The organism is Mangrovibacter sp. MFB070 (assembly GCF_000705335.1).
In the GTDB taxonomy this organism is placed as follows: Bacteria; Pseudomonadota; Gammaproteobacteria; order Enterobacterales; family Enterobacteriaceae; genus Mangrovibacter; species Mangrovibacter plantisponsor.
Genome location: NZ_JJMI01000041.1, coordinates 1 through 15,692 on the forward strand (window position 1 = coordinate 1; position 15,692 = coordinate 15,692).

General features: G+C 55.8%; 11 protein-coding genes. 10 read left to right on the forward strand and 1 reads right to left on the reverse strand.

Annotated features, from left to right (window positions below; all coding sequences use genetic code 11):
* The 9 genes from DT73_RS19495 to fetB all read left to right on the forward strand — a co-directional run.
* The coding region (locus DT73_RS19495) for a tandem-95 repeat protein (RefSeq protein WP_152552552.1) at nt 1-3,383 on the forward strand (3,383 nt) is incomplete at its 5' end.
* Nucleotides 3,384-3,443: 60 nt separating this feature from the next.
* The gene (locus DT73_RS19500; RefSeq protein WP_072006997.1) at nt 3,444-4,919 is read left to right on the forward strand and encodes a TolC family protein; all 1,476 of its coding nucleotides are present in this window, start codon (nt 3,444-3,446) and stop codon (nt 4,917-4,919) included.
* Nucleotides 4,916-5,686 carry an efflux RND transporter periplasmic adaptor subunit gene (locus tag DT73_RS19505; protein ID WP_051691482.1) on the forward strand — a complete coding sequence of 257 codons (771 nt, stop codon included), beginning with the start codon at nt 4,916-4,918 and terminating at the stop codon, nt 5,684-5,686. The genes DT73_RS19500 and DT73_RS19505 overlap by 4 nt, the downstream gene beginning before the upstream one ends.
* Nucleotides 5,679-7,112, forward strand: a complete 1,434-nt coding sequence (locus tag DT73_RS25220) for an efflux RND transporter periplasmic adaptor subunit (RefSeq protein ID WP_051691483.1) — start codon at nt 5,679-5,681, stop codon at nt 7,110-7,112. The genes DT73_RS19505 and DT73_RS25220 overlap by 8 nt, the downstream gene beginning before the upstream one ends.
* 2 nt (nt 7,113-7,114) lie before the next feature.
* Nucleotides 7,115-9,184 (forward strand): HlyD family efflux transporter periplasmic adaptor subunit, encoded by a 2,070-nt coding sequence (locus DT73_RS19515; protein WP_036113720.1) that lies wholly within the window; start codon nt 7,115-7,117, stop codon nt 9,182-9,184.
* 19 nt (nt 9,185-9,203) lie between these two features.
* The gene (locus DT73_RS19520) at nt 9,204-10,187 is read left to right on the forward strand and encodes a tripartite tricarboxylate transporter substrate binding protein (protein ID WP_036113723.1); all 984 of its coding nucleotides are present in this window, start codon (nt 9,204-9,206) and stop codon (nt 10,185-10,187) included.
* A 23-nt stretch (nt 10,188-10,210) separates the two neighbouring features.
* Complete coding sequence (locus tag DT73_RS19525) at nt 10,211-11,194, forward strand: tripartite tricarboxylate transporter substrate binding protein (protein WP_036113727.1); 984 nt, start codon at nt 10,211-10,213, stop codon at nt 11,192-11,194.
* Nucleotides 11,195-11,283: 89 nt separating this feature from the next.
* Complete coding sequence (gene fetA / locus DT73_RS19530; protein WP_036113732.1) at nt 11,284-11,964, forward strand: iron ABC transporter ATP-binding protein FetA; 681 nt, start codon at nt 11,284-11,286, stop codon at nt 11,962-11,964.
* The gene (fetB, locus tag DT73_RS19535) at nt 11,951-12,742 is read left to right on the forward strand and encodes an iron export ABC transporter permease subunit FetB (protein WP_036113734.1); all 792 of its coding nucleotides are present in this window, start codon (nt 11,951-11,953) and stop codon (nt 12,740-12,742) included. The genes fetA and fetB overlap by 14 nt, the downstream gene beginning before the upstream one ends.
* Here fetB and DT73_RS19540 read toward each other — a convergent pair.
* The gene (locus tag DT73_RS19540; RefSeq protein WP_036113737.1) at nt 12,735-13,028 is read right to left on the reverse strand and encodes a helix-turn-helix transcriptional regulator; all 294 of its coding nucleotides are present in this window, start codon (nt 13,026-13,028) and stop codon (nt 12,735-12,737) included. The genes fetB and DT73_RS19540 overlap by 8 nt on opposite strands.
* 222 nt (nt 13,029-13,250) lie before the next feature.
* Between DT73_RS19540 and fusA the strand changes: the two genes are divergently transcribed.
* Nucleotides 13,251-15,353, forward strand: a complete 2,103-nt coding sequence (gene fusA, locus DT73_RS19545; protein WP_036113740.1) for an elongation factor G — start codon at nt 13,251-13,253, stop codon at nt 15,351-15,353.
* Nucleotides 15,354-15,692: the final 339 nt, after the last annotated feature.

Below are 15,692 nucleotides of genomic sequence, written 5' to 3' on the forward strand. Positions count from 1 at the left end.
TCACGTATACCCTCAGCGACGGCAAGGGTGGCACCGTCACTAGTACGGTTGCCATCACGGTTACCGCCGTAAACGACGCGCCGCTTGCCGGAACCGTCGCACCACAGACCACCGCCGAAGACAGCCCGGTGACGGTGAATGTACTGGCACCAGCTACCGATCCGGACGGCGACAGCCTGGCCGTCAGCACCGCCAGTGCCGGGCACGGCACGGTAGTGATTAACGGCGACGGTACGGTGACTTATACGCCGGCGGCTAACTACAACGGCAGCGACACCATTACGTATACCCTCAGCGACGGCAACGGTGGCACCGTCACCGGTACGGTTGCCATCACGGTTACCGCAGTAAACGATGCGCCGCTGGCCGGAACCGTCGCACCACAGACCACCGCCGAAGACACCCCGGTGACGGTGAATGTACTGGCACCAGCCACCGATCCGGACGGCGACAGCCTGGCCATTAGCACCGCCAGTGCCGGGCACGGCACCGTGGTGATTAACGGCGACGGTACGGTGACTTATACGCCAGCCGCCAATTACAACGGCAGCGACACCATTACGTATACCCTCAGCGACGGTAACGGCGGCACGGTCACTGGTACGGTTACCATCACGGTTACCGCAGTAAACGATGCGCCGCTGGCCGGAACCGTCGCACCACAGACCACAGCCGAAGATACCCCGGTGACGGTGAATGTACTGGCACCGGCTACCGATCCGGACGGCGATACCCTGGCCGTCAGCACCGCCAGTGCCGGGCACGGCACAGTGGTGATTAACGGCGACGGCACGGTGACTTATACCCCGGCTGCCAACTACAACGGCAGCGACGTGATTACCTACACAATCAGCGACGGCAATGGCGGCACCGTCACCAGTACGGTTACCATCACGGTTACCGCAGTAAACGATGCGCCGCTGGCCGGAACCGTCGCACCACAGACCACAGCCGAAGACACCCCGGTGACGGTGAATGTACTGGCACCAGCTACCGATCCGGACGGCGATACCCTGGCCGTCAGCACCGCCAGTGCAGACCACGGCACGGTGACTATCAACGGCGACGGTACGGTCACTTATACGCCCGCCGCCAACTACAACGGCAGCGATACCATTACGTATACCCTCAGCGACGGTAAAGGCGGCACGGTGACCAGTACGGTTGCCATCACGGTTACCGCAGTAAACGATGCGCCGCTTGCCGGAACCGTCGCACCGCAGACCACCGCCGAAGACACCCCGGTGACGGTGAATGTGCTGGCACCGGCTACCGATCCGGACGGCGATACCCTGGCCGTCAGCACCGCCAGCGCGAGCCACGGCACAGTCACCATTAACGGCGACGGGACAATCACCTATACGCCAGCCGCCAACTACAACGGCAGCGATACCATTACGTATACCCTTAGCGACGGTAACGGCGGCACGGTGACCAGCACCATCGCCATCACCGTGACGGCAGTAAACGACGCCCCGCAGGCAGGAACGGTCGCTCCCCAGACCACCGCCGAAGATACGCCGCTCACCATCAATGTGCTGGCTGCAGCCAGCGACCCGGATGGCGATACGCTTTCAGTCACTGCTGCAACTGCGGCTCATGGCTCGGTGGTGATTAACCCGGACGGCACACTGACCTATACCCCAAACGCGAACTACCACGGCAACGATACGCTGACCTGGATAGTGAACGACGGGCATGGCGGGCTGGTTACCGGAACAGCCGCCATTGTGGTTACGGCGGTTAATGATGCACCGGTCGCGGGTAGTGGCCAGGCAACCACCAGTGAAGGCCAGCCCGTCATACTGGATCTTTTGAGTTATGGCAGCGATGTGGATGGCGATACGCTGGCACTTGCCAGTGTGGCAGTTTCACATGGCTCTGTTGTCCTCAATCCGGACGGCACCATCACCTACACCCCTGACGCCGGGTTTAGCGGCACTGATACGGTGACCTGGACGGTAAGCGACGGCCAGGGCGGCACCAGCACGGGCACACTGGCACTGGTCGTCACTCCAATTAACCACCCGCCAGTACCCGGCAATGGCGCGGCAGTCACCCAGGAAGACACACCATTAACCGTGGATGTACTGGCAGGCAGCAGCGACCCGGATGGCGATGCCCTGGTGGTGGTCGCCGCTTCTGCCGCTCATGGTGTGGTTACCATCAACCCCGATGGCACTATTACTTACACCCCGAATGCCGACTATAACGGCAACGATACAGTGACATGGATACTTGCCGACGGGCAGGGTGGCAGCGCGACAGGCAGCCTGACTATTACGGTCACACCGGTAAACGATAACCCTGTGACTGGCAACCTCAGTGGCACTACGGCGGAAGATACCCCGGTTACTGTAAATGTACTGGGTGCTGCCAGCGATGTGGATGGCGACCCGCTGAGTGTCACTACCGCCAGTGCGGGCCATGGTACGGTGACGATTAACCCCGATGGCACGTTAACCTACCGGCCTGCACCCAACTTTAATGGCACTGACACCCTGACCTGGATGGTGAGTGATGGCAAAGGTGGCTTTGCTTCTGGCTCAATGGCGATGGTAGTCACACCGGTTAACGACCTGCCACAGACTCAACCGGACAACGCATCCACTCAGCAAAATACCCCGGTGACGGTGAATGTACTGGCAAATGACCAGGACCCTGATGGTGACCGGGTGACGCTGGCCGGTGCAACAGCCGGTAATGGTACGGTTTCGTTGAATGCCAATGGCTCGCTTACCTATACCCCCAACGCGGGTTTCAGCGGAACAGATACCGTGACTTACCAGGTCAATGATGGCAATGGCGGGCTGGCGACCGGAGTACTGACGGTTCGTGTGGCGCCGTTGCCTGTCAGCCCCATAGGGCCGGATACCACACCTCCCGGTAACGGCAATACAGATACTGGCAATAACAACACCAGTAATCCTGCAACCACAACATTCTTTGTGCCGGGAGATAACGGTTTCCGTGCTCCCGAACAGAGCGCCAGCCCACCCGATTTCTCCCTTACGGTGAGGGAGTATGACCCGGTGTTACTGGATGCGGTTAATGCTATTAAAGGCCTGAGCGGGAATGCGCAACTGTTTGGTGGCGCACCGGGAAGCCAGGCGGTGGCCGGGGTGCAGTCTCTGGGGTTATTCAGCGGCCTGGATACCAATTCAAATGAAGTGATTCGCCAAATGGTCAGCCGTTTTGATGTACCAGAAATTTTTTCACCGCAACCGCTGGGCGGTAATAACGCGCTGGCCGGGCTCGGTAACCCTGAAACTAACGACCTGTTTGCATCGGCATTGCCGGAGCCAACCGCCTCTGACCAGGTGCAGGCCATTGTTTCCCGTGAACAACTGGCATTGAGGGAACTGATTCGCGCATTAAGTTAATGGTGGCAGATGGTGACAATAACACAACGTGCAAGTCTGGTTTTGGCAGGGATAACGCTCATGCTTTCTGGATGTACGGTAACTGAAAAACCCATTGATTCCGATGCGCAGGCCTGGCGTGCTTATGACCGGATCAATGAACTGGTGGGGGATAATGAACCGGTACGTGGCCCCATTTCGTTGTATGAAGCCATGGCCCGGGCACTGAAATATAACCTCGACCAGCGCATCGAACTGATGGATGAAGAATGGAAAAGAAAGCTGAGTGATGTTAGTGAGCTGGGCATGATGCCTGCTTTTGATGTCGGTGGTGGCCGCAACTGGCGTAACAACTATTCGGGCTCCAGTAGCCGTTCGTTGCTGGATGGCACCGAATCGCTCCAGTCTTCGACTTCGTCAGACCGCCAGACCTGGAACGGTGAGCTGTCTGCCAGTTGGGATATCCTGGATTTCGGGCTTTCCTGGGTGCAGAGCAAGCAAAACATTGATGAGCAATATATTGCCCAGGAGCGGCGGCGCAAGGTAGTAAGCCGAATTCTGGAGGATGTGCGTACCGCGTACTGGCGGGCGGTGAGTGCCGACCGTACTCACGAAAAACTCATCAAACTTGAAGCGATGGCACAAAAAGCATTGTGGCAGGCAGCGCAACTGGAAAAACGGCGCAATGTCGCGCCACTGAGTGTACTGAATTATCAGCATGATTTGCTGGAAATACAGGCCAACGTTCAGCGTATGCAACGTGAACTGTTTTTCGCCAAAAAACAACTTGCCGCACTGATCAACCTGAAGCCGGAAACCCCGTTCAGGCTGGTGTTGCCAGACCGTACCGCGGTGGTGCCGGAGTTACCGGGCTCTGCGGAACAAATGATTTTGATTGGCCTGAAATACCGCTCGGAACTGCGTGAGTCAAGTTACCGCAAACGGATTAACGAGCGTGAACTGGATAAGGTGCTGTTGCAAAACCTGCCGTCATTCAAAGCGTTACTGGGCCTGAACTACGACAGCAACAGTTATTTGTACAACAACACCTGGAGCAACTTTTCCAGCTCTGTGAGCTGGAATCTGATGAGCCTGTTCCGTTACCCACTGGAGCGAGATGCAGTAAAAGCAGAAGCCGGGTTGATTCAGGCACGGGAAGATGCACTGGTGATGGCGATTCTGACCCAGATTTATGTTGCCCGGGCGCGTTTTATCCGCCTGTCTCAGGAACTGAATACGGTACGCCAGGGCCATGAAGTGCAGGAACGTATTTTAACCCTGACTGAAGCCGGGTTTAAAGGCCGCATGATTAGCCAGAAAGATCTGGTACAGGTAGAGATGAAATCCATTCTGGATGAAGTGCGTTATGACACCGCCTACGCGGATTTACAGAATGCCTATGCGAACTTATACGCCTCGATGGGTATCGACAGCTTTGATTTGGGGAATACCGATAAAGAATCTGTAGCGGTTATTGCGGGCAAATTGCAGGAGTACTGGACCGAAGAGATCACCACCCTTCCGCAACTGGTCAGGGAGGAGGACCAAAAACAATGAGAAAGCTTATTGGCTATTGCGCATTTTTGGGAATCACAAGTCTGGCTGGCGTAGCGACACCGGGTTTTGCCTGGGCGGAAACCCAGCAGTCTCAGGGTATTTTACGGGCAGTGCACGAAGCCACGCTGTCTTCTGAGCTGGCGGCACAAATCGAACAGATTCCTTACCGGGAAGGGATGGCGTTCCGCCAGGGAGATTTACTGGTCAGTTTTAACTGTGCTCTACCGCGTGCTGAAGCCGAAGCTGCACGCCAGGAGGTCAGGGTGAAGAAAAGTGCCTGGGATACCAATATCGAACTGGATAAATTCCAGTCCGTGGGCCGTTACGACCTGATTGCCGCCGAAGGGGAATACCGCAAAGCACTGGCCCGGGCCAAAAGCCTGGAAATTCAGGTGAGTTATTGCGAAATCCGTGCACCTTTTGACGGGCAGGTACAGGCACTGAAAGTCGCGCCATGGGAAGCGGTTTCTGCCGGGCAGGCGTTGCTGACCATTGTTGACCCGGGTGAACTCGAACTCAATATTATCGTGCCTTCAGGCTGGCTGACCTGGTTGCACCCCGGGAGTGAATTTACTTTCGAAGCACAGGAAAGCCACAGCACCAGCGCCGGGCATATCACCCGCGTTTTGCCGCAAATTGATGCCGTGAGTAAAACCGTCAAGGTGATTGGTGTGCTGGATACCGAAGACGGTGCCAGCGTGCAGTTTGCCCCGGGTATGAGTGGCAGGGTGGCGTTCACTGAAGGCAGGGAGGCGGCTAATGATTAATATGCGCCAGAAAGTGGAACCACTGCGCCCGGAAAAAACCAGTGATACCGGGCAAAGCACAGCAAAAGAGAACCCGGCCAGCCAGTCGCAACAACACACGCCTGCCAACCAGGGGCTGGCTTTACAGGCGCTCAAACTCCTGCAGTTTGAAGAAGCGATTCGTAAACTGCCCGACACCCCATCGCTACTGGTACACCTGGTGAATGCCACCCGGCAATTATTGCCTTTTGAGCAGGCCATGGTTTGCCAGCGCCACCGCTTCAGTGGCCGGTTAAAAATCATTCAGGTTTCAGATATCCCACAGGCTGACCGCAAATCTCCCCTGTTACTGGCAATGGAGCGGTACCTGCATGTGCGTGGCAAGGCTTTACAGCAGGGCCATATTTTTTCTCTGACAGAAAGTGACCAGCCTGTTCTCAAAAACCATGCACTGCCTTATGGAATGTGGATACCGCTTGGGCAGAGTAGTCAGGTTGATGCCGGGCTGGTATGCCTGAGAAGCCGGCAGCCTTTCTTGCCTGCCGAACTCTCACTGGCGCAACGCCTTGCCGGCACTTATAGCCACGCCTGGCTGGCACTGGAAGGCAAACGCAGCCTGGCGACCGGGTCGCACCGATTCAAACCGTTGCTCTGGGCCGTGCCGTTGCTACTGGTTGCTTGTGGGTTTATCCCCGTACCGCTTAGTGTGGTAGCACCTGTGGAAGTGGTGGCCCGCGACCCGTGGCGGCTGACGGCACCAATTGAAGGCGTGGTGCGCCAGATTCGTGTCGAGCCCAACAGCCCGGTCCAAAAAGGTGACGCACTGCTGCAGTTTGAAGATTTAAAGCCCTATAACGAAATGGTGGTCGCCGGGCGAAAACTGGCGGTGGCCGAGGCGCGCAGTGAACAGGTGAACAGCGCCGCCTTTGATGACTCGGATGCGCGGGCAGAAATGGCGGTTGCCGGTACCGAATACCAACTGGCAAAGGTGAACTACCAGTACATGTCGGATGTGTACCAGCGCACCCGGGTGACTGCTCCGGTTAATGGTGTGGCGATTTTCACCAACAAGCGGGAGTGGGAAGGCAAACCAGTGCGGGTAGGGGAAGAGATTATGCAAATTGCAGACCCGCATCGCATTCAGTTCCGTATTGACCTGCCGTTGAAAGACAATATCCCGCTGAAACAGGGGAGTGATGTCACACTATTTCTCGACAGCTCGCCGATGAAAGCCTGGCATGCCTCGCTGAGTAGCTACAGTTATACCCCGCAAACCACCCCGGAAGGTATCAGCAGCTATGTATTGCTGGCAGACCTGCAACCTGGTGAAGGCTACCCGCGAATTGGTGCCCGGGGAACGGCACGGGTTTACAGTGAAACCGTGCCACTCTGGTTCCAGCTTTTACGCCGCCCCATCGCCTGGGTGCGCCAGCACACGGGGGTGTAGCCATGAGCGACGACACGCAAACTCTGCCAAGCCTGCGCCAGGATATTCGCCTGCAACCCGGTGAACACCCAGGCGACTGGCAACTGTATGATCCCTGGCAACATCTGTTCTTCCGTATTGGCGAGGAAGATTTACTGTTCTTATCCCGGCCAAATTGCCGCACCCTGGGTGACCTGAAACAAACCCTTGCCGCGCAGGGAGAAACCCTTGATACCGGGCAGTTCCGGGCGTTCGTCCAGTTTTTGCAACAGCACCGGTTAGTGAGCGGGCAACCCTGGGAAAGCCTGGTCAGTGCATCCGCATCCCGCCTGCTTTCAGCACCACGGATGATCCACGTTCCGTTGTGGGATCCGGTGCCCATGTTGCAGTTTATTGCCAGCATGCGGATCCCCGGTGTGTGGGCTATTTTGTGGTTCTTATGGGGGGCTGTCACGCTGAGTGGTGTGTGGCTGGTGGCCCGCCAGTGGGATAGCTACCTGGCAACTTTCCACCAGTTTACTACGGCCTCTGCCATGGTCAGTTTCGGCGTGGCGCTGGTGGTTCTGAAAATTTGCCATGAACTGGGCCATGCCGCTGTGGCACTGCGCCAGGGGGCGATGCCCGGCAAAATGGGGGTGGCTGTCTACCTGGTGTTCCCCTTGCTGTATACCGATTTAACCCGGGCACAGATGATAACCAACCCTCATAAACGGATGTGGATAGCGCTGGGCGGCATTATTGCCGAAAGCCTGGTTGCCGGGCTGGCAACCGCCGCCTGGGCGGTGCTCCCCCCGGGCACACTGCGCGGGGTCTGTTTTGTGGTGGCAACCACCAGTTGGGTTACTACACTGGCACTGAACCTGAACCCGCTGGCACGGTTTGATGGCTATTACTTTCTCAGTGATTTATTGCGTGTTGAAAACCTGCAGCCACGCGCCTTCGCGCTGATGCGTTACTACGGCTACCGCCTGCTATTCGGCAAGGTTGTCGCGCCGCCAGAGCCTTTGCAGGGCGCGCGGGTGAAACTGATGGCCTGCTACGGTGTGCTGGTATTTATTTACCAGCGCTCACTGGTGCTGGGCATTGGCTATTTTGCCTGGCATTTTCTGTTCCCGGCACTGGGGCTTGCCGTTTTCGCCTGGTTTGTTGTGCATTACGTGTTAGTGCCTGTGGTGCAAATGACAAAAACCAGCCTCGGTTACCGCCAGCGCTTACACCCCGTGCGCCGCGCTGCTCTGTTGCTGTTGTTACTGGCGGGAGTGGGGGTGTTTATTGTGCCACTACCTGCATCAGTGAATGTACCGGCAATTGCCAGTTATCAGGTGCAGCAACCTATTACGGTGCCGGAGAATGCCCAACTGGTGCACCTTGCCGTGCGCGACGGCCAGCAGGTGACTGCCGGGCAGTTAGTCATGCAGTTTCGCTCACCAGAACTCACATTTCGTTACCAGGAAACGGAGCTTAACCGCGATTTATTACAATTTCGCCTCGACCGAATTGGCGGTTCAGACAGCGAGAAAGTGGAAACGCTGGTACTGCGCCAGCAACTGGAAGAGGCGCGGGATAACCTGGCGGGCCTTGAGAAACAACGGGAGCAACTTACCTGGCGCGCGGCGGTTGCCGGGCGAGTGGTTGACCTCAAACCAGGGCTGGCTGTGGGCCAGTGGGTGGACCCGTCACAAGTCCTTGCCAGAGTGGTACAGCCCGAACACTGGGATGTGAGCGGGTATGTGGATGAGCGCTATATCAATGGGTTAAAGCCGGGCCTTACGGGGAAATTTATCCCTGACGTACCTACGCTGCCAGCCGTTGCGGTACGTATTGCGCGCCTTGACCCGGGCAGTGCTGAGTTTATTGCTCCCCCGGCGTTAAGTTCGCTGTGGGGCGGCAAAATTGATTCGCTAAAAGGGGAGCAGGGTGAAGCCATTCCGCTGGTGGCGATGCACCGTATAGCATTTACTCTGGATAACCAGCGGTACGCCGGGCAACAGATTTTACAAGGTGATGTGGTTCTGCCCCTGGCACCGGAAAGCCTGATCACGCGGATCGGGCGAAGAGTATGGCAAATCGTTATTGCTGAGCTTAACCAGTAGGTTAGCCAAGGAGTGAACGATGAGTTTAACCCGACGTGCATTTGTAGCCGGGGCAACCGCCTGCCTGGCTGCCCCTTTTCTGAGTTATGGGGCAACTGCGCCCACAACCAGAGGTGAACTGGTGTTTGGGTACGGCCGTACCGGGATAGGCAGCGTGCTGGCCGAGGATATGATTGCGCTGATTGCCCAAACCTATGACAAAAACCGTTACCACCTGGTCAACCTGCCAGGGGATAACAGCCTCAGAGCGGTGGAAACCGTGAAAACGGGAGATAGCGATGGATCTGTACTGCTGCAGGCGCAGTCGCCACAAATGACGCTACTGCCCAGCATCTACCGTTCCCTGCCGTATGACCCACTGGCGGATTTTCGCCCACTGGCGATTATGGGGGAATACACCCTGTTACTGACGCTGGGGAAACTGGTAGACCCGGAGGTGAAAACGCTGGATGGCTTCCTGGAGTGGGTGCTGAGAAACCCTGAATACCGCAACCTTGGGTTTACCCAGTATGGTTCCAGCGGCCAGGTGGCTCAGGCGATTATTGCGCACAGCAAAGAAGTCGCGCTGCAGCCGGTTGCCTATTATGGCTCATCCATGATGATTGATGACCTGCGCCGTGGCTATTTATCCGCAGGCCTGGTGATTGCCGGCAATTCGCCTGAGAGCTATACCTCTGGTGAATTACGGGCGGTGGCGGTGACCAGTAAACAACGCCACCCAGGTTGGGAAAATGTCGCTACCTGCCGTGAGCAGGGGGTGGCGGATATGGATATTAATGGCTGGTATGGCTGGTTTGCCCCGGCAAGCATACCAGACAGAGTGTACGAGCCGTTGCATGATGCCATTCATTCCGGGCTGGAAAGCCGTGATTACCAGCAGGTACTTGCGCGCTATTCGCTAAAACCCGTGGATTTAACACCTAAGGCTATTCGGGAGCGTATCAGAGAAGAACAGGACTATTACGCCAGCATGGTGGACAGCTACCAGATTCGCCGTGTTTGAATACCGACTAACAAGGAAACGCTATGGCAGTATCTCGCAGGGCATTATTAGGACTTGGCGCGTCAATGCTGTTACCCCGGATGGCCAGCGGCGCGCATACTGACCCAAAAGGGGCAGCAAACAGAGCGGTATTTGGCTACGGGCGTACCGGCCTGGGAACAGAGTTGGGTGAAAAAATACTGGCCCTGTTACCCAATTTTTACCCACAGCGCAGCTGGAAAATAGAAAATATGCCGGGCGAAAACAGTATTCGCGCCATGCGTTATGTGCGCCAGGCTCCGCGAGATGGCAGCACTATATTATTGGCGCAGTCGCCGCAAATGACGGCTTTTCCCTCACTGTACCGCCAGTTACCTTATTCTCCTGAGCGCGACTTCATTCCCCTGGCAATTACCGGTGAATATGCCTTGTTTATGGCGCTTGGCCCGGTTGTCGACCCGGCAGTAAAAAGCCTTGATGACTACCTGAGCTGGGTAGTGAAAAACCCCGCTTTCAATAACATTGGTTTTGCCCAGTTTGGTTCGCCAGGCAACATGGCTCAGTTAATTCTTAGCCGGGAAAAAGGGGTGGCTCTGCAACCCCAGGTATACCGGGGAACGTCCATGATTATTGACGATTTGCTGGAAGGCTACCTGGCCGCCGCATTTCTGATTGGTGGTAATGGCGCGCGGTTAATGCGCAACGGTATTTTGCGCCCCATTGCAGTTACCAGCCAGTTTCGGGTGCCGGGCTGGGATGTGCCCACTTGCCGTGAGCAGGGCGTTCCCCAAATAAACCTGACGGGCTGGTATGGCTGGTTTCTGCCTGCCGGGACACCAGACAGCATTGCGAAACCCCTGCAGGCAGCGATGCAAAACCTGATAGTCAGTTACGACTGCCTTGAAGTATTACGCTTGAGCTCGTTAAAACCGGTTTATGACTCGCCGGCGACCATTACCACACGCATTAAAACAGAACAGGCGCATTATGCCGCACTGGTTGAGGAATACCGGGTCCAGCGGGTGTAACCTGGTTATTTTGGCCTGCTGATAAGCTGGGGATTTTGCCTGAAACCACGAGTATACTGATGAAAAACATCAGTAAAAACAGGTGAAAAATGGCGTCTTCTCCTTTATTGGCGGTGCAGCATGTCAGTTATCAGTCCGGTAGCCAGTCTATTCTGGCCGACATTTCCCTTGAGGTGCAGGCGGGTGAATGCCGCCTGATCACCGGCCCGTCCGGGTGCGGCAAGAGCACTTTATTGAAAATCATTGGTGGTTTACTGACACCTGACAGCGGCACGCTGGTACTGAACGGGCGTGCCAGTGACGCGTTTACACCGGAAGCCTGGCACCAGGCTGTGGGTTATTGCACCCAAACCCCGGCTCTGTTTGGCGACACGGTGTATGACAACCTGGCGTTTCCCTGGGTTTTGCGCCAGAAAAAGCCGGATAAAGCCCGTTTACGCGCCGACCTGGCAACGCTAAACCTGGCGGAAGACACCCTGGAAAAATCAATACAGTCGTTATCTGGTGGGGAAAAGCAGCGTGTTTCTCTGATTCGTAACCTGCAATTTTTGCCGCAGGTATTACTGCTGGACGAAATCACCAGCGCGCTGGATGAAGAGAACAAACAGACAGTACATAAGCTGATTGCCGGGTTGGTGAAAGAACAACACCTGGGCGTGTTATGGGTGACGCACGACACCAGCGAACTGCGTGAACTGGGCGATGTAATTACGTTGCCGGCGCGCCTTAAGGAACAGAGTGAACAGGAGGGATCCCATGAATCAGCATAACATTACCAATGAATCGCTGGCGCTGTCTTTGGTGCTGGTTGTGGTTGCGATTGTTATCAGCAATAAAGAAAAGCTTGGCCTGGAGCGGGATATTGTGTGGAGCATTGCCCGTGCCATTGTGCAACTGGTGGCCGTTGGCTATGTGCTGAAATACATATTTGATGTCAACCATGCACTGCTGACGGTACTGATGGTGTTATTTATCTGCCTGAATGCGGCGTGGAATGCCAAAAAGCGCAGTAAATATATTGATAAGGCCTTTGTCATTTCGTTCGTGGCGATTACCAGTGGGGCAGTGCTGACGCTCAGTGTGCTGGTGTTTACCGGGTCGATTGCCTTTGTGCCCATGCAGGTTATCCCGATTTCCGGGATGATTGCCGGTAACGCAATGGTGGCAGTGGGGTTGTGCTACAACAACCTTGGGCAACGGTTTTCGGCAGAGCAACAGCGCATCCAGGAAATGCTCAGCCTGGGCGCGACCCCGAAACAGGCTTCGGCGCAATTAATTCGCGACAGCATTCGTGCCGCGCTGATTCCAACGGTGGATTCAGCAAAAACGGTGGGGCTGGTGAGCTTGCCTGGTATGATGTCCGGGCTGATTTTTGCCGGTATCGACCCGGTAAAAGCGATTAAATACCAAATAATGGTGACGTTTATGCTGTTATCGACAGCGAGTCTTTCAACCATTCTGGCCGGGTACCTGGCATACCGCCGTTTCTACAATGAACGCCACCAGTTGCAGGTGCGGGTTCAGGGGGCAAAACCTGGGGTTAAATAATTTTCAGTAACGTTTCCAGTAAGCCGGGAAACAGTGCATCCAGGTCTTCCCGGCGCAATGAAATCAAATTTTCCCGCCCTTGTGGGCGCTGCCAGATAATGCCGCTGTCGCGCAGTACGCGCCAGTGGTGAGTCATGGTGGATTTCGCCACATCACGCCGCAGTGTGCCGCAGGCTTGTTCACCCTGTTCAGCAAGGCTTTTCACTACATCAAGACGGATAGGGTTGCCCAGCGCCAGCAGGACATTTTCAAGGCGAATTTGTTCTCGTTCGGGATGGTGCTTCATAGGCTTCCTGTGGTCTGTTACCCGCCGCAAGCGGCGAGGGCGTAATATACCTGAACACCCTGCCTCTTGCTATGTATGCAGGGTGGTGAGTTTTGACAAATAACAACGATGATAATAATAGTTCGATAATACTCGTACAGTTGTACTATGATGTGTTTCATTGATGAAGCGCAGAAAATGGTTTCTGCGTAAAAAACTGGTCTTACAGACTAAGGACGCATTATGCCCCGACCCATCCCCCTCGAACGTTATCGCAATATTGGTATCTCGGCTCATATTGATGCCGGTAAAACCACTACCACGGAACGTATCCTGTTTTACACTGGCCTGAGCCATAAACTGGGCGAAGTTCATGATGGCGCGGCAACAACCGACTGGATGGCCCAGGAGCAGGAACGTGGAATTACCATAACATCGGCTGCTGTTACCTGCTTTTGGCCGGGTATGGACCATAATTTCGATCCACACCATATTACGATTATCGATACCCCAGGCCATGTGGATTTCACCATAGAGGTGGAACGTTCCATGCGCGTGCTGGATGGTGCCGTTATGGTGTATGACGCAGTGGGCGGGGTGCAGCCCCAGTCTGAAACTGTGTGGCGCCAGGCGAATAAATACCATGTGCCGCGCATTGCGTTCGTCAACAAAATGGACCGCCAGGGTGCTGATTTCCTGCGGGTGGTGCAAATGATGAAAGACCGCCTGCATGCTAACCCGGTTCCGGTTACGTTACCCATTGGCAGTGAAGAGCACTTCACCGGCGTGGTGGATTTGATCAAGATGCACGCGGTGTACTGGGATGAAGAAGACCAGGGGATGACGTTCCGTTATGAACCCATTCCAGAGGCGCTTAAGGCGTTAGCCAGTGAATGGCGGGAAAACCTGCTGGCTGCGGCGGCTGAAGCCAGTGAAACGTTGATGGACCGCTACCTGGAAAGCGGTGAATTACCTGAGCAGGCTATCTTTGACGGCCTGCGTGCCCGCACTATTGCTGGTGAGATTCAGCCGGTGCTGTGTGGTAGCGCGTTTAAAAATAAAGGTGTGCAACTGCTGCTTGATGCCGTGGTGACGCTGATGCCATCGCCGCTGGATATTCCGCCCGTTAGTGGGCTGGATGAACGGGACAAACCGGTGAGCCGTGCCGCCGATGAAAAAGCACCGTTCTCTGCGCTGGCCTTTAAACTGATGACCGACCCGTATGTGGGCCAGTTAACCTTTATCCGGGTGTATTCCGGTACGCTGCACAAAGGCGACCAGGTGTACATTCCAGGTACGGGCAAGAAAGAGCGCATTGGCCGTATTGTGCAAATGCATGCCAATAACCGCCATGAAGTGGATGTGCTGCATGCCGGTGATATTGCTGCCTGTGTGGGCCTGAAAGATGTCACTACCGGGGAAACGCTGTGTGACCCGGCGGCAGTACTTACTCTGGAACGCATGGTGTTCCCGGAACCGGTTATTTCGCTGGCGATTGAGCCGAAAACCCGCGATGACCAGGAAAAAATGAGCCTGGCGTTACAGCGGCTGGCGGCAGAAGACCCGTCATTCCGGTTACGGACAGACGAAGAATCTGGCCAGACGATTATCTCCGGCATGGGCGAGTTGCACCTGGATATTATCGTCGACCGCATGAAACGTGAGTTTGGTGTGGAAGCCCGAATTGGCCGCCCGCAAGTAACTTACCGCGAAACATTGCGTAAAGCGGTAAGCGATGTGGAAGGCAAATTTATTCGCCAGTCTGGTGGTAAAGGGCAGTACGGCCATGTGGTTATCAGTGTTGAGCCTCAGGAGCCAGGCGCGGGTTTTGCTTTTGCCGATGCCACCAAAGGCGGTGTGGTGCCGAAAGAGTACATTCCTTCTGTGGAAAAAGGTATTCGCGATGCCCTGTCTACGGGGGTGGTGGCTGGTTACCCGGTGGTGGATGTAAAAGCCACGCTGACCTTTGGCTCTTACCACGAGGTGGACTCCTCAGAAATGGCATTCCGCATGGCGGGCAGTATGGCGTTTCGTGAAGCTGCCCGGCGCGCATCGCCGGTGTTACTGGAGCCGGTGATGCATGTGGAAGTGGAAACGCCGGAAGAGTATGCCGGTAACGTGATGGGGGATTTGTCATCACGTCGCGGCCTGGTTCAGGGGATGGAAGAACAGGTGGGAAGCCGCATTGTCCGGGCAGATGTGCCGTTGTCGGAGATGTTTGGTTATTCGACCATTTTGCGTTCTATGACCCAGGGGCGTGCCACGTTTAGTATGGAGTTCCATCATTATGCCGAGGCGCCGGATAACGTGGCGCAGGAGGTTGTGGTGGCGAGGGGTAAAAAGTAAGGGGTTGTTTTAGTTCACCCAGCCCTGGTGTTTCTGGTTCCGGTCACCAGGGCTGGTGTGGTTGTTCCGCTTGCTTTGCACTGATGGCAGTGTGGTGAAAGTTCCGTTCACCTGAAGTGTAGTTGTTTCCGTTCACTTGCAGTGATGCGCTTAATGTGGCTTCACAGCCAGTGAACGGGCGAAGGGGGCTTGCCCCCTTTGCAATCCCCGTTTTCGCGGGCGACCGGTGCTGCGCACTGCGTTCACCTCCGGGCAGTCAGCCTGCGGCCGGCTCGACTCGGCATCCATGCCTCGGTTCGCCTTATTCCGCCATCCGGGCGGAATAACCTTGTCTTCCTT

Coding starts and splice junctions, on each gene's coding strand:
- DT73_RS19500 (WP_072006997.1), top strand. CDS start 3,444: ATGCTTTCTGGATGTACGGTAACTGAAAAACCCATTGATTCCGATGCG.
- DT73_RS19505 (WP_051691482.1), top strand. CDS start 4,916: ATGAGAAAGCTTATTGGCTATTGCGCATTTTTGGGAATCACAAGTCTG.
- DT73_RS25220 (WP_051691483.1), top strand. CDS start 5,679: ATGATTAATATGCGCCAGAAAGTGGAACCACTGCGCCCGGAAAAAACC.
- DT73_RS19515 (WP_036113720.1), top strand. CDS start 7,115: ATGAGCGACGACACGCAAACTCTGCCAAGCCTGCGCCAGGATATTCGC.
- DT73_RS19520 (WP_036113723.1), top strand. CDS start 9,204: ATGAGTTTAACCCGACGTGCATTTGTAGCCGGGGCAACCGCCTGCCTG.
- DT73_RS19525 (WP_036113727.1), top strand. CDS start 10,211: ATGGCAGTATCTCGCAGGGCATTATTAGGACTTGGCGCGTCAATGCTG.
- fetA (WP_036113732.1), top strand. CDS start 11,284: ATGGCGTCTTCTCCTTTATTGGCGGTGCAGCATGTCAGTTATCAGTCC.
- fetB (WP_036113734.1), top strand. CDS start 11,951: ATGAATCAGCATAACATTACCAATGAATCGCTGGCGCTGTCTTTGGTG.
- DT73_RS19540 (WP_036113737.1), bottom strand. CDS start 13,028: ATGAAGCACCATCCCGAACGAGAACAAATTCGCCTTGAAAATGTCCTG.
- fusA (WP_036113740.1), top strand. CDS start 13,251: ATGCCCCGACCCATCCCCCTCGAACGTTATCGCAATATTGGTATCTCG.